Origin of the sequence: Buttiauxella ferragutiae (assembly GCF_022637515.1) — a bacterium.
GTDB classification, from domain to species: Bacteria; Pseudomonadota; Gammaproteobacteria; order Enterobacterales; family Enterobacteriaceae; genus Buttiauxella; species Buttiauxella ferragutiae.
In genome coordinates, this window is the sequence record NZ_CP093332.1 from 3926747 (window position 1) to 3951202 (window position 24456).

The 24456-nt window shown below is 51.2% G+C and carries 19 protein-coding genes; 6 read left to right on the plus strand and 13 right to left on the minus strand.

Going from position 1 to position 24456, the window contains the following annotated elements:
• Nucleotides 1-2 precede the first annotated feature (2 nt).
• The 4 genes from MNO13_RS18150 to MNO13_RS18165 all read left to right on the plus strand — a co-directional run bounded on the left by MNO13_RS18150 (nt 3) and on the right by MNO13_RS18165 (nt 4195).
• Nucleotides 3-1220: a DUF3396 domain-containing protein gene (locus MNO13_RS18150; RefSeq protein WP_241939099.1), complete on the plus strand. Its 1218-nt coding sequence runs from the start codon at nt 3-5 to the stop codon at nt 1218-1220.
• Nucleotides 1221-1236: 16 nt separating this feature from the next.
• Nucleotides 1237-1770 (plus strand): hypothetical protein, encoded by a 534-nt coding sequence (locus tag MNO13_RS18155; RefSeq protein WP_241939100.1) that lies wholly within the window; start codon nt 1237-1239, stop codon nt 1768-1770.
• Between the two features lie 193 nt (nt 1771-1963).
• Nucleotides 1964-2263 carry a DUF1889 family protein gene (locus MNO13_RS18160; RefSeq protein ID WP_064548818.1) on the plus strand — a complete coding sequence of 100 codons (300 nt, stop codon included), beginning with the start codon at nt 1964-1966 and terminating at the stop codon, nt 2261-2263.
• Between the two features lie 390 nt (nt 2264-2653).
• Nucleotides 2654-4195 (plus strand): peptide MFS transporter, encoded by a 1542-nt coding sequence (locus tag MNO13_RS18165; protein WP_064548820.1) that lies wholly within the window; start codon nt 2654-2656, stop codon nt 4193-4195.
• Between the two features lie 57 nt (nt 4196-4252).
• Here the strand turns inward: MNO13_RS18165 and MNO13_RS18170 are convergent, their stop codons facing one another.
• Entirely contained in the window at nt 4253-4588 is a 336-nt protein-coding gene (locus MNO13_RS18170) for a DUF1294 domain-containing protein (RefSeq protein ID WP_133522395.1), read from the minus strand.
• Between the two features lie 82 nt (nt 4589-4670).
• Here MNO13_RS18170 and MNO13_RS18175 point away from each other — a divergent pair, with 82 nt between their 5' ends.
• Nucleotides 4671-5741: a DUF1176 domain-containing protein gene (locus tag MNO13_RS18175; protein ID WP_241939101.1), complete on the plus strand. Its 1071-nt coding sequence runs from the start codon at nt 4671-4673 to the stop codon at nt 5739-5741.
• A gap of 59 nt (nt 5742-5800) precedes the next feature.
• Here MNO13_RS18175 and lysS read toward each other — a convergent pair whose 3' ends face one another.
• From lysS to MNO13_RS18225, 10 genes are all read right to left on the minus strand, one after another.
• Entirely contained in the window at nt 5801-7318 is a 1518-nt protein-coding gene (lysS, locus tag MNO13_RS18180; RefSeq protein WP_064548822.1) for a lysine--tRNA ligase, read from the minus strand.
• Between the two features lie 206 nt (nt 7319-7524).
• Nucleotides 7525-8994: a dipeptide permease DtpD gene (gene dtpD / locus MNO13_RS18185; RefSeq protein ID WP_241939102.1), complete on the minus strand. Its 1470-nt coding sequence runs from the start codon at nt 8992-8994 to the stop codon at nt 7525-7527.
• A gap of 212 nt (nt 8995-9206) precedes the next feature.
• The gene (gene cadA, locus MNO13_RS18190) at nt 9207-11354 is read right to left on the minus strand and encodes a lysine decarboxylase CadA (RefSeq protein WP_064548826.1); all 2148 of its coding nucleotides are present in this window, start codon (nt 11352-11354) and stop codon (nt 9207-9209) included.
• 81 nt (nt 11355-11435) lie between these two features.
• Nucleotides 11436-12773, minus strand: coding sequence for a cadaverine/lysine antiporter (cadB, locus tag MNO13_RS18195; protein ID WP_064548828.1), 1338 nt, complete (start codon nt 12771-12773; stop codon nt 11436-11438).
• Between the two features lie 364 nt (nt 12774-13137).
• Nucleotides 13138-14667, minus strand: a complete 1530-nt coding sequence (cadC, locus tag MNO13_RS18200) for a lysine decarboxylation/transport transcriptional activator CadC (protein ID WP_241939103.1) — start codon at nt 14665-14667, stop codon at nt 13138-13140.
• Between the two features lie 360 nt (nt 14668-15027).
• The gene (locus MNO13_RS18205; RefSeq protein ID WP_064548830.1) at nt 15028-16131 is read right to left on the minus strand and encodes an ABC transporter ATP-binding protein; all 1104 of its coding nucleotides are present in this window, start codon (nt 16129-16131) and stop codon (nt 15028-15030) included.
• The gene (locus MNO13_RS18210; RefSeq protein ID WP_241939104.1) at nt 16132-17085 is read right to left on the minus strand and encodes a carbohydrate kinase family protein; all 954 of its coding nucleotides are present in this window, start codon (nt 17083-17085) and stop codon (nt 16132-16134) included.
• Between the two features lie 25 nt (nt 17086-17110).
• Nucleotides 17111-17950, minus strand: coding sequence for a carbohydrate ABC transporter permease (locus MNO13_RS18215; protein ID WP_064548834.1), 840 nt, complete (start codon nt 17948-17950; stop codon nt 17111-17113).
• The gene (locus MNO13_RS18220) at nt 17947-18849 is read right to left on the minus strand and encodes a carbohydrate ABC transporter permease (RefSeq protein ID WP_064548836.1); all 903 of its coding nucleotides are present in this window, start codon (nt 18847-18849) and stop codon (nt 17947-17949) included. The genes MNO13_RS18215 and MNO13_RS18220 overlap by 4 nt, the downstream gene beginning before the upstream one ends.
• A 53-nt stretch (nt 18850-18902) precedes the next feature.
• Nucleotides 18903-20153, minus strand: a complete 1251-nt coding sequence (locus tag MNO13_RS18225) for an extracellular solute-binding protein (RefSeq protein WP_241939105.1) — start codon at nt 20151-20153, stop codon at nt 18903-18905.
• A gap of 302 nt (nt 20154-20455) precedes the next feature.
• On the opposite strand from MNO13_RS18225, the gene MNO13_RS18230 reads away from it, so the two are divergent.
• Nucleotides 20456-21628, plus strand: coding sequence for an ROK family transcriptional regulator (locus tag MNO13_RS18230; RefSeq protein ID WP_202914398.1), 1173 nt, complete (start codon nt 20456-20458; stop codon nt 21626-21628).
• A 26-nt stretch (nt 21629-21654) separates the two neighbouring features.
• Here MNO13_RS18230 and MNO13_RS18235 read toward each other — a convergent pair whose 3' ends face one another.
• On the minus strand, nt 21655-23649 hold the full coding sequence (locus MNO13_RS18235; RefSeq protein WP_064548841.1) for a BCCT family transporter: 1995 nt from the start codon (nt 23647-23649) through the stop codon (nt 21655-21657).
• 381 nt (nt 23650-24030) lie between these two features.
• Complete coding sequence (locus MNO13_RS18240) at nt 24031-24456, minus strand: ion channel (RefSeq protein ID WP_064548843.1); 426 nt, start codon at nt 24454-24456, stop codon at nt 24031-24033.

Here is a 24456-nt window from a genome sequence, read left to right on the forward strand (position 1 = left end):
GTATGGAATTGCAGGATTTTGAGCTGAGCTACATTGAGAAATGGCTACCGGAAGCCTCCGTGAAGTACAAAGACGGCAGCCCGGCGGTCAATCTCGGTCTGATTATCACCGTCTTTTTTAAAGACGGGCATACACCAGAAGTCCGCCGCAGGATGGTGGAGTGCGTGGATCGCTTCTATGGCGAGTTTAAGCCCTGGCTGAAAAAAACGATCACCAAAAACTGGGTGGGTATTACTGAAAAGAATTACGCCAAAAAGCGGCAGGAGATCCTCGACTCAACACCCGAAGAGATTTTTTCCTGGTATCTGGGTAGCGCGGAGAAGGATTTTTTGGCCCCTGATTACAGTATTTTGATACTGGGGGAACGAGTTTTTCATAATGACAATGATCGCTCCGTCATTAAGTTAACACTCCCGTTCTCATTGCTGAAAGAACCTGATGGAAAGCAGCGTTATGAAGCCTGGCTGATGTGGCTCTGTGACTCCTTTGCGGTAGAAAGCGGTTATGCCGGGCTGTCGTTTGCACTCCCTTATGCCCGTGAACGGATGTTCCCGTATGAATATGCGCTGGCGCAGCGTTTTTCCGGCGTGATGGTGGATTCTCTTGGGACGCTTGAAGGCGGGGAAGCCATTGAGGGGCTGAAAGGTGCCTGCTGGTATACCATTCTGGGCACACCGTGGCTGGAAAAACTGGGCGGAGCAGAAAAATTAAAGCACCGTTTAGCCAAAATCCCCGAAATCAACTTGCTGCCCTATAACAATGGTGTCGTACTTAAAGCCGGTGAACTTCCCCCGCCACTGGGCGAGATGAAAACAGAAGGTTTATCGCCGCTGCTGGTGAAGGTGAACCAGATTATTCGTCCCATTCGCTATGATGGACACAATGGTCTGCATTTTTACTCAGAATATGAAGGACTTCAGTTTGAAGAAGCGTCTTCAATGAAATGGTTTGCCCGTTTCGACGAAGCCAGCGCCCTGCTGGATAAAGACGATCTCGGTAAATCCTACGAACCGGTGCGTATTACCCGCTGGACTGATGAAATTGCGCCCCACGCCGGGCAGTGGGCATCGATTGTTAACGGAACAACCGAGTATATCCAGACGCGCGAAGGACAGAAAATGCCAGCGTTTGAGGATAAATACGGTAAGAAACACCATGCCTGTTGGAAGCTGCTCAAGCGTGACGATAAAGGCAGTGTGTTTCTCTCATCTGACGACTAACAAAAGGGAATATTAAATGGAACAGATAAAAAATTTGATCACCGCCTTACAGCAATGTATTCCAGAACTGGAAACAGCACCACTGTATGCAAACTTACCTGTAAATATTGAACAATATTCTGTACTGGAGTGGTTGTATGAACATCTCGCAGAACAGAATCTGATGGTCTATGAGGAATGGACAGAATATAGCGGTTATATTCCTGAATTAAAGCCTCTGGATAACGTATTCCTCTCTGAGGAACCAGCAGATTTTATTTTCACTCTTATAGAAAAGATTGACTGGTCAACAGCCAGTATTGACCCCTACGAGTTGCCCTATATTATGCCGTGGTTTGAGCATATTAATTTTTATCTGAAGCCTCATGGCGTGAGATTGGTCGATCTTACGCCTTTTGAAAATGCCTATATTCTCTGTCTGCGTGATGATAAAGAATCACTGGAAAAATTACTTTCAAGCCTGGCAACATTTGGTATCGGCATCAATGAACGCCACGTGATGGATCAACAACAAGTTTCAGATAACATCGAATCCATGATTTCAGAATGACGGGTATCAGTGGGAATGAACCTGAACGCTTCGTTTCTGGCCAGCCCAGACAGGTCCATCCTACGCACATCACAAATATTAAAAAAAAATGCTTATCCTGAGCAGAGGTGACTTTTATCTCATATGGTTAGCTGATAGATATCAATGTATACAAAGGCTTGTTTTTTACATGGTTAATTTTAAGGATAAGAATATGCCAGCAGTCGTTGATAAAGCATTGGACTACATTGGCGGTATGAACACATCAGTGTCAGTGCCACATTCCATGGACGAAAGCACAGCTAAGGGGATGTTTAAATATCTGAAGGAGTTGGGGGTACCGGCAAGCGCTGCTGATGTTACCGCACGAGGCGATCAGGAGGGATGGAATAGTGACTTCACGAAAAAAATGGCTGGTTGGGCTGAGAAGATAGAGTCTGGCAACCGTGTGATTATTAAAAACCCTGAATACTTTACTTCATATATGCGGGAGCAACTCCGAGAGCTAGTGTGAGTATCCCCTTCGCAAACAGATTAATTTTTCCGGACGCTCACCTTCAAAATATGTGAGCGTCCGTTCTTCCTGAGTGTTAAGCACTATCTCCCGCCAGGATCTCTCTAAGCCGACTAGCTTTCAATCACACTGAGCGCCATATGGCGGTTTTTGCCGCGTTAGCATAACTTCAAAACTCCCCCCTGGATGCCAATCTACATCTCATATCTTCCGCTATAAAATCTGTAAAAGTGGACATTTCTCGACTTTTCATCTAAAAGTTCTGCGGTTGGCATTAGACAAATCCAGCTATCTAATAATAATTGCTGAATGTTAAAGAGCGGCAAGTCAGCTAGCCGCCGGGCATTTCGCCACTCATAAAAACAACGACGCACCTTCTTTGGAGAATTTATGCAATCCTCGGTTAACCACAACGAGAGCCGAACCTTCTTCGGTCACCCTTACCCACTAGGCTCACTGTTTTTCACTGAAATGTGGGAGCGATTCTCGTTTTACGGGATCCGTCCCTTACTCATTCTGTTTATGGCGGCGACGGTTTACGACGGCGGTATGGGGCTTGCGCGTGAAAACGCGTCAGCCATCGTCGGTATCTTTGCTGGCTGTATGTATCTGGCAGCACTGCCTGGTGGGTGGCTTGCCGATAACTGGCTCGGGCAGCAGAAAGCGGTCTGGTATGGCTCGATTCTCATTGCCCTCGGCCACCTGTCGATAGCCTTGTCTGCTGTGTTCGGCGACAACCTGTTCTTCATCGGCCTGATGTTTATCGTTCTTGGCTCTGGCCTGTTCAAAACATGCATCTCGGTCATGGTTGGGACGCTGTATAAAAAAGGTGATGCGCGTCGGGACGGCGGTTTCTCGTTGTTCTATATGGGCATCAACATGGGTTCGTTTATCGCACCACTGATTTCCGGCTGGCTGATAAAAACCCACGGCTGGCACTGGGGCTTCGGCATCGGTGGTATCGGAATGCTGGTTGCGCTGGTTATTTTCCGCGTGTTCGCCGTTCCGGCAATGAAACGTTACGACAGTGAAGTGGGCCTGGATTCAACCTGGAACAGCCCTGTTGCTAAGAAAAAAGGTGTCGGTGGCTGGTTGCTGGTACTGGCTGCCGGCACGGCGGTTATCGTTACACTGATTGCACAAGGTGTGATCGTCATTAACCCCGTGGCGGTTGCCAGTGTGCTGGTATACGTGATTGCGGCGTCGGTAGCGCTCTATTTTATCTATCTGTTCATGTTCGCCGGGCTTAACCGCAAAGAGCGCGCCAGGCTGCTGGTTTGCTTTATTCTGCTGGTTTCTGCGGCCTTCTTCTGGTCTGCGTTTGAGCAAAAACCCACTTCGTTCAACCTGTTTGCGAACGACTATACCGACCGCATGATCGGCGATTTTGAGATCCCTGCCGTGTGGTTCCAGTCAATCAATGCGCTGTTTATCATTTTACTGGCACCGGTGTTTAGCTGGGCGTGGCCGCGCCTTGCACGAAATAACATCCGCCCAAGCAGTATCACCAAGTTTATCATCGGTATTTTATGCGCCGCTGCGGGCTTTGGTTTGATGATGCTGGCGGCACAAAATGTCTTGAACAGCGGCGGAGCGGGTGTATCGCCACTTTGGCTGGTGGGAAGCATCCTGATGCTGACACTAGGCGAGCTGTGCCTGAGCCCAATTGGGCTTGCGACCATGACATTGCTGGCACCAGAAAGAATGCGTGGCCAGATGATGGGACTTTGGTTCTGCGCCAGTGCGCTGGGTAACCTGGCGGCAGGCCTGATTGGCGGCCATGTGAAAGCCGACCAGTTGGATATGCTGCCTGATCTGTTCGCACGTTGTTCTATTGCGTTACTGATTTGTGCGGCGGTGCTGTTCGTCCTGATTATTCCAGTACGCAGAATGCTGGAAAATGCCCAACAAAAACCGGCGACCCATGCCTGATTTGTAATATCTTCACCCGCAATTAATGAAAGAGGCCGGTCAGACGACTGGCCTTTTTCATTGCCAGACATAGCGTGATAACGCCACCAGCACCACGATATTCACCATCACACTAATGATGAACCAGGTTTTAAACGGCTGCTTTTGCGTTTTATGGCGGAAAACCTGCTGACCGACAATCGCGCCAGGCCATCCGCCAACCAAACCAAACATCAGCAGAGTGGACTCAGGCACTCTGCGCCAGGCTTTACGAGCCGCCATTTTATCCGCACCGTAAATCACTACCGTCAGCAGGTTAGCAAACAGGAACCACATCACCACAGGGTGAGGCAAGAATGCGCTGCCCATAGCCGCTAAGGCCAAAAGCAAAAAACAGAAACGATTGAGATTCATACCATTAATCACAGAGCTTTTAGCAAAAAAAGTGCACAATTATATCCGATTCAGAAACATTAAATAATTCAATGGATGCACTATGACTAAATGGAAATACACGCCCAACGTTTTTAGTAAGCACAGCGCCCGTATTTGTATCGCGGGTCTGGTATTAGCCATATCTCAGAGCGCTGGCGCAGCTTCTTCATCGGATGCGTTAAGTTTCACACATAAAGACTGGGATTTGGTGTGTGATAACACGCTGACCTGCCGTGCAGCTGGCTATTCAGCAAACGATGTCGATCCTGCATCAACCGTCTTGATAACCCGCAAAGCGGGGCCATCGACCACTGTTATCAACCAGGTTATGCTTGCCGACTATGACAGTGAAGCCGCCAGCAAAACACCAGGGCAACCCCTGCTGCTAATAGATAACCAATCGCTGGGCAAACTTTCCACAGCGGATGGCGATGTCTGGACAATGAGTGAAACGCAGTTCACAGCTTTTAAGCAGGCTTTGCGTCGCGACAGCAAAATCAGCTTTAAAAACAATCTTCATGAATACGTTTTCTCCGGTGCAGGTTCCAGTGCAGTACTGCTGAAAATGGATGATGTTCAGGGCCGCGTGGGTACCACCGGTGCGCTGATAAAGAAAGGGAACAACAACGAATCGGCGGTCAAAATGCCCGTCCCGGAACCGGTGATAGTGAAAGCCCCGGTGCGCGATAAACAAAGCCGTGACATGACACCGCAGGAAACTGCGCTGATTAAACCTTCTATCATCAAGTTTACCGGTGCAGATAGTGACTGCGATGAAGAGCGAATCAATGGCACCTGGCAAATTGCCAGCCTCAATGAAAACCAGTCACTGGTGATTGCGCCATGCTGGATGGCTGCCTACAACTCCGGGGATATGTATTTTGTGATTAGCAACGATATGTCCAGCCCACCAGAAATAGTGACCGACAGCGCAACCTCCTGGGACGATGGCATCGTTGAATTTTTCATGAAAGGCCGTGGTCTGGGTGACTGCCTGAGTGTGGAACAATGGGTATGGGATGGTAAACATTTTGTGCACAGTGCAGCCCGGAGCACCGGGCGTTGTCAGATGATCCGGCCAGGCGGTGCCTGGGAGATACCGACACTGACAACCAAAGTCGTCACACACTAATGCACCACAAAAAAGCCCCCTCACCTGTCTGAGCGAGGGGGCCTTATCTTTATAGCAAGTTACTTCTGCGGACGCATCGCAGGGAACAAGATAACGTCGCGAATGGTGTGGCTGTTAGTAAACAGCATCACCATCCGGTCGATACCGATGCCCAGGCCAGCGGTTGGCGGCAGGCCATATTCCAGCGCGGTCACGTAGTCTTCGTCATAGAACATTGCTTCGTCGTCACCGGTTGCTTTCGCGTTCACCTGCTCGAGGAAGCGCTCAGCCTGGTCTTCAGCGTCGTTGAGCTCGCTAAAGCCATTACCGATTTCACGTCCGCCGATGAAGAACTCAAAGCGGTCAGTCACTTCCGGGTTCACGTCGTTACGGCGCGCCAGCGGAGAAACTTCGGCCGGATACTCAGTGATGAAAGTCGGCTGAATCAGGTGTGCTTCTGCCACTTCGTCAAAGATTTCAGTAACAATGCGGCCCAGGCCCCAGCTCTTCTCAACCTTGATACCAATAGACTCGGCGATAGCTTTTGCCGAATCGAAGTTATCCAAATCCGCCATATCCGTTTCCGGGCGATGCTTTTTGATAGCTTCACGCATCGTCAGTTTTTCAAACGGTTTGCCGAAGTCGAAAGTCTGTTCGCCATATGGCACTTCCGTTTTACCCAACACAGTCAGCGCCAGAGTACGGAACAACGATTCGGTCAGTTCGATCAGATCTTTGTAATCCGCATACGCCATATAGAGTTCCATCATGGTGAACTCTGGGTTGTGGCGCACGGAGATCCCTTCGTTACGGAAGTTACGGTTGATCTCAAATACCCGTTCGAAGCCGCCAACCACCAGACGTTTCAGGTACAGTTCCGGCGCGATACGCAGGTACATGTCCATGTCTAAAGCGTTGTGATGGGTGATGAACGGCCGTGCAGATGCGCCGCCAGGGATCACCTGCATCATTGGGGTTTCGACTTCCATAAAGCCGCGAGCCACCATGAACTCGCGCATAGTGGCGAGGATCTGCGAACGGACTTTAAAATTGTGACGCGATTTGTCGTTGGCGATCAGATCCAGGTAGCGCTGGCGATAGCGGGCTTCCTGATCCTGCAAACCGTGGAATTTGTCCGGCAGCGGGCGCAGCGATTTGGTCAGCAAACGCAGCTCGGTACAATGGATAGACAGCTCGCCAGTTTGGGTTTTGAACAGCGTACCGCGAGCGGCAATAATGTCGCCAAGGTCCCATTTTTTAAACTGTTCGTTATAGACACCTTCAGGCAAAGCATCACGTGCAACGTATAACTGAATACGACCGCCCATATCCTGCAAAGTCACGAAGGAAGCTTTCCCCATGATGCGGCGAGTCATCATTCGCCCAGCAACAGAAACTTCAACGTTCAAGGAGGTCAGTTCTTCGTTATCCTTGCCATCGAATTGCGCATGCAATTGGTCAGAAGTATGGTCACGACGAAAATCATTCGGGAAAGGAATACCCTGCTCACGCAGCGCAGCCAGCTTTTCACGACGAGTTTTCAGTTCATTATTAAGGTCAATTGCCTCATCGGCACATTGTGCTTGTTGTTCAGACATGTTGGTTCCTCATTTCAGGCATCATTGCCAAAAAATTGCACGATATAATAATGGCGCTCTTAGATTCATTTCAGGCTGATTTCACTCAGCAATAGCCAAACTTAAGTTATTTAATCGCTGGCTTACACCACCACCAGAACATCCTCCTCCTAACAGCCAAACGGTGCAAGGAGCAGGTTTACACCTGCTCCTTGTATGGATAAAAATCAATCACTGTGAGGTTCATGCAGGCAAGGCACCGGTGGGGAAAACAGCAATCGGGCACCAACAGCCAGCAGCACAATCACCGCCACACAGCCAATCGTCCACTCACCCATTTGTGAGAAGAAGTGCTGGTAAGCGGCAATTGCCGTTTCACTGATACTGGATTCAGTGGTCTGTTGCGCCACCAACCCCGCCAGCCAGTTCGCCACCGCACCCGTTGCCAGCATGTAGATGCCAGTCAACATTCCGGTTACGCCAGGCATATTCAGACGTGTGATCTGCGCCATGGCGACCGGGTCGATAAACAGTTCGGCAAAACCCATCAGCGCCAGTCCACCCACCATCAGCCCCATCGAGGCCTGGCCATCAACCGTGCCGTGACGGGCGTTGAGGGCCAGCATCATAAATCCGCAGCCCATCATCAGCAGGCCGAAGGCGAATTTCAGCCACACACGGAACACGGAACGCGTTTTTCCATCTGGGCGAATCAGCCAGGCCAGGACTACGCCTCCGGTCATCACCGCAACAGCATTGACCGACTGGAACAGCGCCGTTGGCACTTCAATATTGAACAAGCGGCGGTTAACAAAGTTATCGATAAACAGACTGATAGAGCTGCCGCCCTGCTGTGCCAGAACCCAGAACAGTGTGCCAGTCAGCATCAGCAGGACGATTTGCCACAACGCGCGCCGGTGATGCGGGGATGAAATCATGATCCGCGCCACCATCTGAGCGGCAAAGACACAAACGATCGCCAGCAGATATCCTGACCAGTTATTTTCCAGCAGCAACGTGAAAAAAACCGGAGCCACGCATAACATCACCACCAGCCAGCCCCAGGTTGGCAGCACAAACTTCACCGCGCACAGCCCCTGCTTGTCGACGCCACGGGTATTGCTGAAATGGCGATGGCCGCTTAAAAAAATCAGCAGACCGATAAACATGCCGATCCCCGCCAGCGCAAAACCGATGTGCCAACCGTACCACTGTGCCGTCAACCCGCAGGCGATGGGTGCGGCGATTGAGCCCACATTTCCCGCCGCATAAAGCAGCGAAAAACCGCCGTCGCGACGATGATCGTCCGCGGCGTACAGTTCGCCCAGCAGGCAGCTGATATTGGATTTGAACAGACCATAGCCACAAATAATGATCGCCAGCGCGAGATAGAGGCTCCAGGTTGAGTCTGATTCGAAGCCCAGCACTACGTGGCCGAGCGTCATCAACAGTGCACCGGCAATCACAGCCGTGCGATTGCCGAGCAGGCGGTCGGCAAGCCAGCCGCCGAGAATGGGTGTGACATAAACCAGAGAAGCGTACGCGCTGAATAGACTGATGGCATGGCTGTCATCAAAGCCAAGCTGATGGGTGAGATAGAGGATAAGTAAGGCACGCATGCCGTAAAAGCTGAAGTATTCCCAGATTTGAATCGCGACGATGTAATAGATCGCGCGCGGCTGTGAGGGTGTTTTCATGAAGTCTCCCTGGTGCAGGTAAAGAGGGAAATGGTTGATAGCAAACCTTTATGCGTAGGTCGGATAAGCGCAGCGTCATCCGACACTTTTATCTGTAACAACAGGCGAAAATGGTGGATGGCGCTATCGCTTATCCACCCTACAACACCTGTTTAGTGACCTTTGTCCGCAATCTAAAGGGAAGTGGCAAGCCACTTCCCCTGGAACTTCAATTACTTGTTGTTTTCTTCTTTCAGCACTTTAACGGTGTAACGACCATCCGCCTGGCGATATGCGCCATGGATGTCGGTTTCGAAGCCCGGATAGTGAGCGCCGATTTCACACAGCATCTGCAAGAATTCCAGTACCGGACGGCTTTCCTCGGTGATCATCTCACCAGGCATAACCAGCGGAACACCAGGAGGATACGGAAGGATCATGTTGGCGTTGACGCGGCCCACCATCTCTTCGAGATACACTTCTTCGGTTTGACCGTGCAGCTCTTTCTGGAATGCCACGTACGGAGTCATCATCATGGCTGGCAGCACTTCGAATGCACGGAACATCAGGTCCGGCAAGTTATGATGCGCGACCAGTTTGTGAATATTTTGCGCCAGATCCTGAACACGCATGTTTTCATAGAATTCAGGATCTTCACGGTACAGAGACGGCAGCATGTTTTTCACGCGCAGGTTCAGGTCGAACTCACGTTTGAAGTCGGTCAGCGCACGCAGCAGGCTCAGAGCTTTGGTCTTGTCGATACCGATGCTGAACAGGAACAGCAGATTGTACGGGCCGGTTTTCTCAACAATGATGCCGTGCTCATCGAGATATTTCGCTACGATGCTGGCCGGAATACCGAACTCATCCATGGTGCCATCTTTCTTCATCCCCGGCGTCAACATGGTGACTTTGATCGGGTCAAGATACATGTGTTCGTTGTCGATGTTTTTGAAACCGTGCCATGCGCTGTCAGAGCGCAGCGGCCAGCATTCCGCACCATCGATATGTTCTGGCTGCCAGACGTCGAAGAACCAGCCTTCAGACTCGCCTTTCAGGCGTTTGATCTCTTTACGGAACTTGATAGAACGCTCAATTGAGCCATCAATCAGACGCTTACCAGAGTTGCCTTTCATCATCGCCGCAGCGGTTTCTGTCGACGCAACCACACCATAATGCGGAGAAGTGGTGGTGTGCATCATGTAGGTTTCGTTGAAGGTCTCTTCGTTGACATCACCTTTCACGTGAATCATTGAAGCCTGAGAGAACGCCGCCAGCAGTTTGTGCGTGGACTGAGTTTCATAAATCACTTTCCCTTCCACACGGCCACCGCTCATACCGCATTTGCCAGCATAAATTGGTGAGAAGTTGGTGTATGGCACCCATGCTGAGTCAAAGTGGATTGACTTAACATCGAGGGTTTTCTTGATGAAATCAGTGTTGTACAGCAGGCCATCATAGGTGGAGTTAGTGATAACCGCGTGCACCGGCCAGCTCGCGTTCGGGGTCTCTTTCACACGTTTGGCGATAGTGGCGCGCTGGAATTCACTCTGCGGAATACCACCCAAAATACCGTAAGCATTACGAGTCGGACGGAAATAAATCGGCGTAATATCGCTCATCATCATCAGATGGGTCAGCGATTTGTGGCAGTTACGGTCAATCAGCACGGTGCTACCGGCAGGTGCCGAATACATGCCAACAATTTTGTTAGCCGTTGAAGTCCCGTTAGTCACCATGTAGCTGCGTTCAGCGTTAAACACACGAGCGATATACTCTTCTGCTTCTTTATGCGGGCCGCTGTGATCCAGCAAAGAACCCAGTTCAGAAACTGAAATTGAGATATCTGATTTCATGGTATTGGAACCAAAGAAATCATAGAAGATGCTGCCTACCGGGCTTTTCTGGAAAGCGGTGCCGCCCATATGGCCTGGAGTACAGAAAGTGTATTTACCTTCACGGACATATTTGAACAGTGCTTTGGTCAGTGGCGGCAGAATAGTGTCGATGTATTCATCGGTGTTCTGTTTGATTTTATTCGCGATATCTTCAGCAGCACCCAGCGCGTATTCGAAGAAGCGAACCTGCAAACGCAGATCGTTCAGGCTAACGTCCAGCGTAGAGTAGGTGTTCGCAAATGCGTATAACGGCATGTATTCATTGCATTTGCTGATTTCTTCGCACAGCTCGAGATTGTATTTATCCCAGTCGAAAATCACACCGCACAGGCGGGCGTTGTTTTCGATAAGCTTCAATAAGTCTTCGCGGTCATTCGGATAGACAATACGGAAGTCCAGGCGTTCAAGGGCGCGATGCAGTTCACGGATAGGCTCTTCTTTAAAGTAGACGCCCATGTGATTCATGATTGCGATAACGTTCATAGTAGAATCTCCAGGTATGGGGAGCCCCTCCCATCACGAAGTGACAGGTCAGGAAGGTGCTCCAGGAAAAGGGGTTAGCGATTAAAGCGCGTCAGCGGTAGAGCTGTCGGTTGCGTCGTTAGCATGTTGACGCTGGTGCATTTTGCGGCCGTAGAACATCAGGATGATCAGGCTGACGATAAAGGTGCCGGCCAGTTCGAAGGAGCTTGCACCCATCAGCGCGATGAAGCAGAACGCACAACCCAGTACCGAGCAAATCAGGCTCACGAAGTTGCGAATGTTGAAGCCTTCGAAACGAATCAGGTCAACGCAGGAGTAGAAGTAAGGCAGCATGGTCAGCAGTACCGCGATACCAGTCAGCTCGCCAAACAGGTCAGAAGCTTTACCACCGCTGGAGTTCATCAAGGTGATCAGCACCATCAGCGCAGTCATTTTCACGGCAGCCAGCAACAGACCTTTCTTAGGAATACCGTTGTTATCCACTTCACCGTAAATTTTCGGGAAGTTACCGTCACTTGCTGCACGAACACCGGCTTGACCCACCAGCATCATCCAGGAACCGAGAGAAGTCAGACACGCAAAGGCGGTGAATGCGGAAACCATTGGAGCCGCCCAGCTGCCCATAATCGTTGAAGCACTGATAGCGAACGGCGCACCGGATGCCGCCATCTGAGCCGCAGGATACATACCGGCGATAACCTGAGTGGCTGCGATATAAACCACACCCGCCATCGCTGTTCCCAGCATGGTTGCTAGTGGAACAGTACGCTTAGGATTTTTCACCATACCGGTACTGACCGCAGCGGATTCAACACCCACGAAGGCCCACAGGCAGAGCAGGATACTTTTGATGACCGCGTGGCTATCAGTGGTGTTGGAAGTGTTCCAGTTCGCCTGATAGGTTGCCGCGTCAAACCAATGCCAACCGACAATCGCAGTAATCAGCACCGGAATTAATACCAGCACCAGACCAATAGTGGTCAAACGGCTCACCCAGGTACCACCGAGCATATTCACGAAGGTAAATATCCAGACGATAGCAATACAGGCGATGCCAGCCGGAATGGGGTCATTCAGAATTGGGAAGAATGTAGAGAGATAAGAAACAGCGGTAATACCGATTGCCAGATTACCAATCCAGTTTGCGTGATAATAAAGTACACCAGTCTGGAAACCGAATGCTGGAGATATTTCCCCGGCATAAGCAATTGGGCCACCTTGCTGTGGATTCTTGGTTGCCAGTCGGGCATAAACATAAGCCAGAGACATTGCACCAATAATAGAAATAACCCAACCCCAAATAGCAATACCACCGATGCCAGCGAGGTTGGCAGGTAATAATGCAATACCGCTCCCCATCATATTACCAGCGACAACGCCGGTACATGCAAATAGCCCTATTTTCTTGGCAGAACCCATGTTGCTTATCTCCTAAGTTTATTTGGGCGGTACAGGTCATGATATTGAAACTGGTATTGACCCGACCTACTGCCAACAAGATTAAAGATTCATAAAAGATAAGTCCTAAAGATAAAGTGAAATAACAGCAAACATCAGACAAATGACATCTTGACCTTTTTTAATTAACATATAAGGATGACATGTTGATATCATAAAAAGATAAACATAGTTTATTTACAGCAACTTACATACACCTTACAGTGTTAGAATTGTGTTGTATGCAGGTGTTAAAATGCCAAATACAGGTAACATTCAGAGTGCTGGTGAGAAACATAAGTTTAACCTCATCATACTCAAAACCATGAGCATGATGAGGGTTTACTTATTCTGAAGCGAGGAAGTTGTCTAAATAAGGAACAACACTGGTCACTGAGGTCTGGAATACCGCATTTTGAATCCAGTAAAATGTATTATCACCTGGGCGTAAATTGAAAGCGGTCAGATAAGCATCCGCAGCTTCACGGTTCTTTCCTTTCATTTCGTAGACTTTGCCAAGCAGCACATAATTCATCCATGACATTTCCAGGTCGATACCGCTATTAATAGCCGCATAGGCTTCATCTATTTTTCCCTGACCTAGCAGATAGACGGTTTTGATTTGATAGTAAACCGCCAGTTCTTTAGCGCCGGGCATCTCGCCTAATTTGGCGACCTCTGTATAAAGCGTTTTGAGTTGTTCTTTATCCAGCGTTTGTTGCGAATGACGTAATACATCCACCAGCATTTTTTCTGCAAAGGCGTAAGAAAAGTCAGGAGAATCTGCCAGCACATCGTCCAGTAGCGCACTGGCTTTATCTAATGAATCGACATCGCCATTCATTAATAACTGATGCGCCTGGTAGAAGTGTATTAACGCCGAGCCATGCGACGGTTGGTAAAGTTTGAGCATCGTCAACATGCGGTCCGGCCACGGCTGCTTCAATGCTTCCGATAAGCTGCTCAACAAGTCGCTCTGAATCGATAACTGATTGTCGCTGGTGATGAAATAACGCTTATCCATCATCGTTGAACCGTCAGCATTATCCACCAATTGCACAGACATAAAGCACTGCTGCGCACGATAGTGCCGCTGATTAACGAACTCAATGGTCAGCGTTTTACCTGAACTACTTGGCTCATTGGCGTTGTAGTTGGTTTTATCATGCACCATAAAAGTGGAGAAGGTGTTCAGCGAAGTGGTCATCAGGCTGCCCAGTCCTACCGCATAGGCATCTTGTGAGGCCCGGTTAACACATGAATTACCTTTGAGCAGATGGATATCAATATCGCGCGGATTCAAAAGCAAACGCGCTTTGGTACGCGGCAGTTGCGAGTCCATCGTCGATAGTGCAACCAGCGCCACACAAGTGCCTAACGCCAGTAAAAACAGCAGCCAGACCCAGATGGTGGCGATACGTTTCGGCTTCACCGGTTTCACGCGAGGCGGTTGATCTTGCGTTATTGCTGCTGCGGACTTTGGGGCAGGAAGATCCACTGCTGACGCAGACGCCGCGGGTGTAATCACAGGCGCTGGCGCTTCACCCTCTTCGGTACACCAGACTACCGGTACCGTTAGCTTATAGCCGCGTTTTGGCACCGTCGCAATGTATTCCAGGCTGCCGTCCTCGCCATCTTTCAGCGATTTACGAAGCTCAGAAATACTCTGCGTGACGACGTGGCTGGTGACCACGTTACGCGTCCAGACGTTATCGATAAGCTCGTCCCTGCTGAGCACTTCATCAGGGTGGCGGGCAAAGAAAACCAGGAGATCAATAAGACGCGGTTCTAGCGTAAGCTGGCGTCCCTTCCGGCTGATTTGGTTATCAGAAGGTGTAACCAGCCACTGCCCCACGCGAACAACAGGTTGCTGCATAAAAAAGAGCCCAAAAGGAAAAGGCGCGATGATAGCACAATTCCACCCCCTAACTTTGATAGGGGTCATCACCCTTTACACGTTATGTCCTTCTGGATTTATTTCAATAAGGCAGTTTTTGATCCTTAAAACAAACTGAAACACAATATTAACAACTATGACAATTTGATGGATGACACAACATCACCAGCCCCGTAGGTCGGAAAAGCTCCAGCGTCATCCGACACAACATCACCAAGCTCGTAGGTCGAATAAGCGCCAGCGTCATCCGACACAACATCACCAGGCCTGTAGGTCGGCTAAGCGCCAGCGTCATCCGACACAACATCACCAAGCTCGTAGGTCGGATAAGCGCCAGCGTCATCCGACAAAATCAGTTTCTTCCGCGAGCCGCTCACCGGTCTGGGCATCGAACAAATGAATCGCTTCGCTGTTGGCTTCCAGATACAAAGGTTGTTCGGTACTGGCGCGCGCGCGTCCGGCGAACTGCACATGTAGCGGGAAACCACTCCAGTCAATGTGCAGCAAACTGCTCTCTCCGGTCACTTCCAGCAAGCGCAGCGTGGCGGCGGGTTGCTCACTGTGCGCGACGGGTTTCAGATCATGCGGGCGCAAGCCAAGCGTCACCGGTTTGCCCGCACAATCCATGGCCTGGCGCGCCCATTTTTCCGGCAGCCCAAACCACAGCTGATTGCAGCTCACGCCCGCTTTACCGCCGATATTCTGGAACACGCCGCTCAACAGGTTCATCGGTGGCGAGCCAATAAACCGCGCCACAAAGGTGTTCACCGGCTTGTCGTAAATCGACAACGGGTCGCCCTGCTGAACGATCAAACCGTCTTTCATCACCACGATGTTATCCGCCAGCGTCATTGCCTCAATCTGATCGTGTGTCACATACACCGTGGTGGTACGAAACTGCTGATGCAGCGATTTAATTTCAGCACGCAATTCCATGCGCAACTGCGCATCAAGGTTGGACAGCGGCTCGTCGAACAGAAACACTTTCGGGTTACGCACCAGCGCCCTGCCCATCGCCACACGCTGGCGTTGGCCGCCGGACAAATCTTTCGGCAACCGTTTGAGCAGATGATCAATGCCCAGCACTTTCGCTGCCTGCTGCACCTTCGCCTGTTGCTCGGCCTTGGGCACTTTCTTCACCTGCATATGGAAGGCCATATTTTCAGCCACGGTCAGGTGTGGATAGAGCGCATAACTTTGGAACACCATCGCAATATCGCGGTCGGCCGGGTCAAAATTATTGATTTGCTGCTTATCGAGCAGAATGTCACCGTCAGATAACGACTCCAGCCCTGCCAGCAGGCGCAGTAAAGTGGATTTTCCACACCCCGACGGGCCGACCAGCACGGTGAAACTGCCATCCGGAATAGTCAGATTCAGCGGTTTTAGCACCTGCACTTTGCCGTAATTCTTCGCGACTTTTACCAGTTCAACCTGAGCCATTCAGTTTTTCTCCACAAGGCCAAAAAGCGATTGCCAATCGGGATAACGGCGCGGGGAACTGCTAATCGCACAACCCGCGACGCGACCCCCCCAGTGCAGCGCCGTGGCAGGCGGCAGGCCATAAATCAGCGCGGATAAAAAGCCAGCATTAAAACTGTCTCCGGCACCGATGGTGTCCACCACCGCAACCGGCTCGGCTGACTGAGTCAGCGCCAGGTTCGCCGCCCATAAACGCGCGCCATCAGGGCCACATTTTGCAATGCAAAAGGCATTTTCTGACATGTTAGCCAACAGGCTACGCGCGGCTTCATCAAGCGTTGGCTTATCCGCCAGCCCTAACGTTTCAACTTCATTAAGCAGCAACGCATCGCAGAACGGCAGCCATGTGGCGGTTTGCTCACGCAACGTATTATTCCAGCCCTGCGGCGGCCAACCGCTATCAACGGCGACCCGATAACCACGCTGTTTGAGCGTGGCCAGCAGTTGCGGATACTCGGCATACAGCGCGGTACAAAGCCAGGTGCCGCACAGCAAAACCCAATCGCCAGGCTGGGCGGCTTCCGGGATTTGCGCCAGAACATCCTGCATCGAAAGACGGACAATATGTCCCTGGTTACTGAAAAAGGTACGTTCGTGGTCGGGATGAGTGACGCCAAAGGTCAGTGACGTTTCGCACTCACAGGTTGGCCAGTGCGGTGCACTCTCCGGAAACAGGCTCGCCAGCCAACCGGTGAACTGATCGTTGCCCTGATTGGCGACTAAACGATAGGGCGATTCCAGTGCCGCCAACGCCAGCGCACAGTTTCCGGCAGAACCACCGGGGCGCAGCGAGCTGCTTTCGAGCATTGCTTCGGTGCCCTTTTTCGGCCACTCGTGCAGCGTGCTCATGATCAAATCCACATTGATATTGCCCACCACATACAGCGTGGCGCGGGTGTCAGGTTTTGCTTTCATGGGTGAGGATTCTCCGTGTCCATCATCAGCCTTTGCTGCCACCGGCAGTTAATCCGCTGACCAGTGTTTTTTGCAGCCAAAGCGCAATAAAGAGCGGCGGTATAGCCGCAAGAATACCAACGGCGGCAATTAACCCGTCGTCGGTAGCACGCCCGGCGGTGAAACCGGCAATGGTGACCGGCAGCGTCTGGGCGTTGATATTGTTGGTAAACAGCAGCGCGTAAAAGAATTCATCCCACGCCAGCAGCCAGCCAAACATTGCCGAGGCGCCGAGTGCCGGTTTTGCCAGCGGTAACGTAATCCGCAGCAACACTTGCCAGTAACGCAAACCGTCCAGACGCGCGGCTTGCTCAATATCAATCGGCAGCGCATCAAACTGGTTTTTCAGCATCCAGGTGAGGAACGGAATAATCATCGAGCAATACACCAGAATCAGCCCAAGGTGTGTATTAAGTAGCGTCAGCTTTTCGAGGATGAAATAGAGCGGCAGCACGAACGCCACGGGTGGCACCATGTAAATCGCCAGCCCGCCAAACAGCCAGATGTCGCGCCCCGGATAGCGTGAAAAGCTGTACGCCGCCGGAATTGCCAGCAGCAGCGAAATCACTGTCGAACCGCAAGCCACCAGCAAACTGTTGCCCAGCGCATGCAGGAACAGCGCGCCTGGTTTGCCCTCCTCTAACGTCAGCAGGCTGGCATAGCGGCTGAAATCCCACTGGCGTGGCAGCCATTCCAGCGGAACTCGGGTCAAGTCGGCAGCCGAACTGACGCTCATCAGGAACATCCATAACAACGGCGCAAGAATCGACACAGCTAACACCAGCGCGGCCAGATAACGCAGAATAAGGCGGATTTTCTGTTTCATTCGACGCTCCCTGAACGGCGCTGGCGCAATAACATCAGCATATAAATCAGAATCAGCACAGCACAAATCAGCGTCATCAGAATCGCGTAAGCCGCGCCGCTACCGGCACGCAAATAGCTGAACGATTCCTGGTAGACAAAGAAGCTGACGGTTTTGGTGCTGTCGAGCGGCCCGCCACGGGTCATCACGTAGATAATGTCGAACACTTTAAAGGCGTCGATGGTGCGTAAAATCAGCGCCACTGCCAACGGTGCGGCAATCGCCGGCAAGGTAATTTTGCGAAAACGCCGGAAGGCCGATGCGCCGTCCAGTCGTGCTGCTTCAAAGAGGTCGTCCGGGATAGTCTGCAATGCTGCCAGTACCAGTAACGTGACCAGCGGATAGTTCTTCCAGATGTCGGCAAACATCACCGCGTTAATGGCGGATGACGGGTCGCCAAGCCAGCTACGGTAGTTATCAATCAGCCCGAGCTGGGTTAGCAAGGCGTTGATGCTGCCGTAATCCGGATTGAAGTTCAGCCGCCACATCGTGGCATTGACGATAGTCGGCAGCGCCCACGGTAAAATAACCAGCACGCGCAGAATGCTACGCCCCCAAAACTGCTGGTTGAGCAACAGCGCCGTCAGCACGCCAAGAATCCCTTCGAAAATCACGGAGACAGCGGTGAAATAGAGCGTTCGCCACAGTGCTTCGCGAAAGTCGGGGTCAGTCAGCGCATAGAGAAAGTTATCACTGCCCACCCAGCCCGGTGCGCTGCCATCGCCAATTAATCCGGCATCGGTAAAGCTGAGCCACAACGTGCGAGCCAGTGGCCAGGCGGTGAGCAAGAACATCATCAGAAGCATAGGGGCCAGAAGTAACCAGGCCTGGCGTTTCTCGCGTTGCGGTAATGTGAGCATTCAGTGTTCCCGGCCCGCCATAGCCAGACTATGGCGGGCGTGTTGGTGAATAATTAACGCAAACGATCGGCGGCGGCGGTTGCCGCTTCCATCCCCTCTTTCGCCGGGGTTTTACCCTGCAATACTGCCTGGATGTTTTGCTGCAAAATGTTCGACAAACGCGAGTAATCCGCGGTGACCGGACGAGACAACATCACGTTGAGCGAGGTTTTCGCGGCAGCAATCAGTGTCTCCTGGCCTTTCTGTACCGCCGGATCATCGTAAGACGATTTCCAGATAGGCAGGCTCAATTTGGCGTATTTGTCCTGTACCGGCTGCGAAGTCATGTAACTGATGTATTCCCACGCCTGATCCGGATGCGCACTGGCTTTGGCGATACCCAGCCCCATCGAACCATTCACACCAGCCGCACCGCCTGCGGTTTCACCCGGTGCCGGAACCACGCCAACATCACCCGCGACTTTGCTCTGTTTCGGGTCGTTCGCCATGTTGTACATATACGTCCAGTTCAGGGCGAAAGCGGCATCACCGTTGGAGAAGGACTTACGCACATCTTCTTCCAGATATTCACGGGAATTCGGGTTGGTCAGCCCTTTATCCAGCGTTTGTTTCATGTAATCGATAGCTTTCATGGCTCCGGCATTGGTGAAGTTCAGCTTGCCGTCTTTATAAAACTCACCTTTAAACGCCGACACCAGCGTGGTGTAGTCGCACAGCAGCGCTTCGGACTGCGACCAGCTCCAGACCAGCGGGTATTTCACAATGCCTTTTTCTTTCAGGATCGCCGACTGCTTCTCAACATCAGCCCAGGTGACGGGCGGCGTGGTGATCCCCGCTTTTGCCAGCATCGCTTTGTTGTAATACAGATATTTGGTATCGAGGATCCACGGCATGCCCCAGCGTTTGTCTTTGTAGGTCACGGTGGAAATCGCGCCATCAAAAATTTTGCTGCTGACGTCTGCCGGAATACGGGTGGTCACGTCCTGCAATAGCCCAAATTTGTTGAATTCAGCAGGCCAGATGGCATCGAAAAGCACCACGTCATAACCTTTATCACCGGCACCGCGAGCGGCAACAATCTTGTCGTGCAGCGCTTCGTAAGGGACAAATTCGAGGTTCACTTTGATGTCAGGATGCTGCTTAGTGAAATCTGCGGTCATCGCGCGGATATCGGCTTCACTGTACGCCGCCTGGGTCATAAACAGCGCACTGAGCGTGGTTTCAGCCAGCGCACTGGCGCTGTATCCCAGAGTGAATAAAGAGAGGGCGCACAGGGTGGCCGCAGGGGTAAATCGTAGGCTCATCGTCATTCTCCGAAACAGGGTTAAGTTGATTAAATCAATTTGATTGCTTTAATTGACTAAAAAAAATGGCATGGCGTTAGCCAGCCCTGCGTCCCTGCCGGATGATGCTTTGCTACTGGGCATTAAAAATCGAAGCATGTTAAAAACAAATAATTACTGACGAATATCATTAACACGTCAATAACATTCAAAGCTGTGATGCGACCGTCAAATTCATATCGCCGTATTAATAAAATCAAATTGATTGCTGTATTCACACTCCGCATACTGCCGGTAAGGTTTTCCGTGGGGAGAGTGATGTGATAACAACTTCTGGCACCAATCTCGAACACGCTCGCGCCCACAATCGGCGGGTGGTTATTGAAGTGATTCGCCTTAATGGCGAACTTACCCGCGCTGAAATTGCCCGTCTGACCTCGTTAACACCGCAAACCGTTTCTAACATCGCCACGGAACTTGAACAGGTGGGGATTATCTCCGCTCATCTGCCGCGCCGTGCCGGCGGGCGGGGTCAACCAGCAACGCCACTGACACTCAATCCCGATAGCGCCTATTCCATCGGCATCCATCTTGATCATCAATCGCTGCTGGTTGTACTGGTGGATCTTGCGGGCCAGGTTCGCTTTCGCAAACTGGTCCATGTGCAAAAACCCCAGCCGGAACCCACTCTGGCCCTGATTGATCAAATACAGCAAGAAATGCGCCAACAAGTGAAAATCGACTGGCGAAAAATGTTAGGCATCGGCGTGGTGATGCCAGGCCCTTTTGGTGTTGAAGGTATTTCCTCACAAGGGCCAACCACGCTGCACGGCTGGGATAATGTGGATATTGAGGCACGTTTGAGTGCGCTAACCGGCTGGCCTGTCACCCTCGAAAATGACGCCACGGTCGCCGCTATTGGTGAGCGTTTTCACGGGGTCGCCAGGCAATTATCCTCATTCGTGTACCTGTATATTGGCACGGGGCTGGGGGCCGGGATCTTTACCGATGGGCGAATTTACACCGGGCATGCACACAATGCGGGCGAAATCGGCCACATGGTGGTGCAACCGGGCGGCCGCGACTGTTATTGCGGAAACAAGGGCTGCCTCGAACGCTATGTGTCGTTACAGTCGGCATACGAAGCCTGCGGGCTGGATCCCATGTCGGCGATGCCTGAAGACCTATTAGGCGTCGATGAAGCGTTGTTCGATAGCTGGCTGGATACTGCCGTAGAGCCTGCCTGCCAGGCCATCAATATTATGGAATGTGTGTTCGACGCGCAGTGCGTGATTATTGGTGGGATGATGCCGCAACCGCTGGTTGAAAAACTGATTAACCGCCTGACACCGCTGTACAATTCCGTGCGTAGCCGTTATCCGAAAAGTGCCAGAATTCGTATTGGAATGTCCGGCAGCGACACGCCTGCTTTAGGTGCCGCCGCATTACCGATCTTCGATGAATTTAACCCGCAGTATGAAGTTTTGTTGAAATAGCCGCCCCACAAGAGGGGCGGTACAAATTATCGAACCAAATGCAGGAAATGCAGGTGTTTCTCGTACTGGTCGAGAATATCGTGAATGATCTGTTCTTGCGTCCAGCCCATTACGTCGTAATCCTGCCCGCCCTCTTTCAAATGCACTTCGCCGCGATAATATTTCAGCTCTTCTACGCGCTCATCATCGCTTAATCCGGACATCGCAAAAGCGGGCTGGATATAAGCTCGCAGGCGCACTTCATAAACAAAATTCAAATCCTCACCAAAGTCGACTTCGAAACGAATACGGTCATCGTCCGACTCATCGATGGTGGCAACCGAGCCTTGTTTTGCCAGCTCAGCTTCTACCAGCGACATAGCCGGTTGCACGACTTCACCGACAAAGCGCTTTACCTGAGAACGTTTCGGGAAGTAGGCGATATTACGCAAACGGCGCTGCCACGAGATAGGGTTGCGTGCCGCCGTTGGCGCAATGGTGGTCATCATCTGGCTGTCTTGTTTATAAGCGTCGATGCGCAACGCTTTCAATAAACCGTAAATCGACACCAGCAGGATGACCGAGAACGGCAACGCACTGGCGATGGTCACGGTTTGCAACGCCCCCAGGCCACCGGCAATCAACAAAGCAATAGCCACCGCGCCCATCATGGCCGCCCAGAAAATCCGCTGCCAGATAGGGGTTTGGTCCGAACCGCCGGAAGCCAGAGAATCGACAACCAACGCGCCAGAATCCGCAGAGGTGACAAAGAACACCACCACCATAGCCATCGCAATGCACGACAAAATATTCGAGAACGGGAAGTGTTCGAGGAAGTTAAACAACGCCAGCGAAACGTCGCTTTGCACCGTGGTTGCCAGATCCGTTGCGCCCTCATTCATGATCAGGTGAATGGCGCTATTGCCGAACACGGTCATCCACAGCAGCGTGAAGCCCGCCGGGACGAACAGCACGCCAGTCACGAATTCACGGATGGTCCGCCCGCGCGAAACACGGGCGATAAACATCCCCACAAACGGTGACCAGGACAGCCACCAGCCCCAATACAGCAGCGTCCAGCCACCCAGCCAGTTGCTGGATTTCGGCTCGTAGGCATATAAATTAAAGGTTTTGCTAACTATCTCAGAAAGATAGCCGCCGGTGTTTTCGACAAACGATTTCAGCAGCAACACTGTCGGGCCAAGAATCATCACCAGCGCCAGCAACAACACCGCCAGGCCAAGGTTTAATTCGGACAAAATACGGATGCCTTTATCCAGTCCCGAAACCACCGACAGCGTAGCCAGCCCGGTTATCGTCACAATCAACACCACCTGCACGGTTTCGTTAATTGGCAGACCGAACAGATGATTCAGACCCGCGTTAACCTGCAACACGCCATAACCCAACGAGGTTGCCACGCCGAACACGGTGCCAATCACGGCAAAAATATCGACCGCATGGCCAATCGGCCCATAAATACGATTGCCGATAAGCGGATACAGTGCTGAGCGTAACGTCAGCGGCAAATTGTGGCGATAGCTAAAGAACGCCAGAATCAATGCCACGATGGCGTAAATCGCCCAGGCGTGCAGGCCCCAGTGGAAGAAGGTCAAGCGCATAGCTTGTTTGGCCGCTTCCACTGTTTCCGGCGTACCGACCGGCGGAGAAAGGTAGTGCATCACAGGTTCCGCGACGCCAAAGAACATCAGGCCGATGCCCATTCCCGCAGAGAACAACATCGCAAACCACGAAACGTAGCTGAAGTCAGGTTGCGAGTGATCCAGCCCCAGTTTGATATTGCCGTAACGCGATAGTCCCAAAAACGTCACAGCCATCAGGATCAGCGCCACCGCCAGAATGTAGAACCAACTGGCGTTAGCGAAAATGCCCTGTTGCAGCGCTTTGAATTTGCGATCGGCAAGTTCCGGATACAGTGAGGAAAATGCCACAAGGGCGACGATAAGAGCAGAAGAGATAAAAAATACCGGGGGATTGATATGACTACGACGGGCCACGTTTTCCGTGTCGTTTTGACTCATAAAATACCTTTTGATTATTTCGTTTAGAGCATTCGATAACTGGTAAAAAATTAAACAACAATATGGACAATCAGTCGCCAGATGAATTTAGCGAGCGCAGTATACCTGAAAAGTGAATTAATTTACATTCCAGCCACAGGACCAGTGTGGTTATTTAAAGAAAACTCAATATCTGCTTTAAAATATCAAAAATAAAAAACAGAAAAATAAACAATAAATATCAATGAGTTACACAACAAAAAAGGTATGAAACTCGACATTCAATTAATCGTTATAATTTCAATAAATAAGGGGTGAGGAAGCGGGGGTTTTATTGCAGATATCGATGAAGATGTTCTCTTCATCGATATTGTTTTTCAAAGCGAAACGTCGATAATTAAATTATGCAGAGTGCCCAAATTGCTTGCGAATATGATGCTGTAAAACCGCCAACATACTGGCACCAGACAAACCAATCATCAGCGCACCATTTACCGCTTCCAGTGGGCCTAACAACTTCCATTCCGCGCTCATCACGATGTCACCATATCCCAGCGTGGCGAAGTTAACGCCCGAATGGTAAACGGCTTCTTGCAGGGTGGAAAACTCCCCCAGCCACAGGAACAACATTCCCCAGAGCATGATTTGCAGCAGGTTGCCGATCAGGACAATCATAATGATGCCGAACAGCGCCAGCACCCCAGCCACCATCCCCTCGCGCTGGTGAAAGTGTTTGATATAAAAGCGAATACAACCGATAGACACCCACGACTGCAACAACATATTCAGCAGGATGACAGGCATCCCGGTCAGTAAAACCAGTAACAT

Bases quoted from the DNA above. Each gene is read 5' to 3' on its own strand.
- MNO13_RS18150 (WP_241939099.1), top strand. From the start codon at position 3: ATGGAATTGCAGGATTTTGAGCTGAGCTACATTGAGAAATGGCTACCG.
- MNO13_RS18155 (WP_241939100.1), top strand. From the start codon at position 1,237: ATGGAACAGATAAAAAATTTGATCACCGCCTTACAGCAATGTATTCCA.
- MNO13_RS18160 (WP_064548818.1), top strand. From the start codon at position 1,964: ATGCCAGCAGTCGTTGATAAAGCATTGGACTACATTGGCGGTATGAAC.
- MNO13_RS18165 (WP_064548820.1), top strand. From the start codon at position 2,654: ATGCAATCCTCGGTTAACCACAACGAGAGCCGAACCTTCTTCGGTCAC.
- MNO13_RS18170 (WP_133522395.1), bottom strand. From the start codon at position 4,588: ATGAATCTCAATCGTTTCTGTTTTTTGCTTTTGGCCTTAGCGGCTATG.
- MNO13_RS18175 (WP_241939101.1), top strand. From the start codon at position 4,671: ATGACTAAATGGAAATACACGCCCAACGTTTTTAGTAAGCACAGCGCC.
- lysS (WP_064548822.1), bottom strand. From the start codon at position 7,318: ATGTCTGAACAACAAGCACAATGTGCCGATGAGGCAATTGACCTTAAT.
- dtpD (WP_241939102.1), bottom strand. From the start codon at position 8,994: ATGAAAACACCCTCACAGCCGCGCGCGATCTATTACATCGTCGCGATT.
- cadA (WP_064548826.1), bottom strand. From the start codon at position 11,354: ATGAACGTTATCGCAATCATGAATCACATGGGCGTCTACTTTAAAGAA.
- cadB (WP_064548828.1), bottom strand. From the start codon at position 12,773: ATGGGTTCTGCCAAGAAAATAGGGCTATTTGCATGTACCGGCGTTGTC.
- cadC (WP_241939103.1), bottom strand. From the start codon at position 14,667: ATGCAGCAACCTGTTGTTCGCGTGGGGCAGTGGCTGGTTACACCTTCT.
- MNO13_RS18205 (WP_064548830.1), bottom strand. From the start codon at position 16,131: ATGGCTCAGGTTGAACTGGTAAAAGTCGCGAAGAATTACGGCAAAGTG.
- MNO13_RS18210 (WP_241939104.1), bottom strand. From the start codon at position 17,085: ATGAAAGCAAAACCTGACACCCGCGCCACGCTGTATGTGGTGGGCAAT.
- MNO13_RS18215 (WP_064548834.1), bottom strand. From the start codon at position 17,950: ATGAAACAGAAAATCCGCCTTATTCTGCGTTATCTGGCCGCGCTGGTG.
- MNO13_RS18220 (WP_064548836.1), bottom strand. From the start codon at position 18,849: ATGCTCACATTACCGCAACGCGAGAAACGCCAGGCCTGGTTACTTCTG.
- MNO13_RS18225 (WP_241939105.1), bottom strand. From the start codon at position 20,153: ATGAGCCTACGATTTACCCCTGCGGCCACCCTGTGCGCCCTCTCTTTA.
- MNO13_RS18235 (WP_064548841.1), bottom strand. From the start codon at position 23,649: ATGAGTCAAAACGACACGGAAAACGTGGCCCGTCGTAGTCATATCAAT.
- MNO13_RS18240 (WP_064548843.1), bottom strand. From the start codon at position 24,456: ATGTTACTGGTTTTACTGACCGGGATGCCTGTCATCCTGCTGAATATG.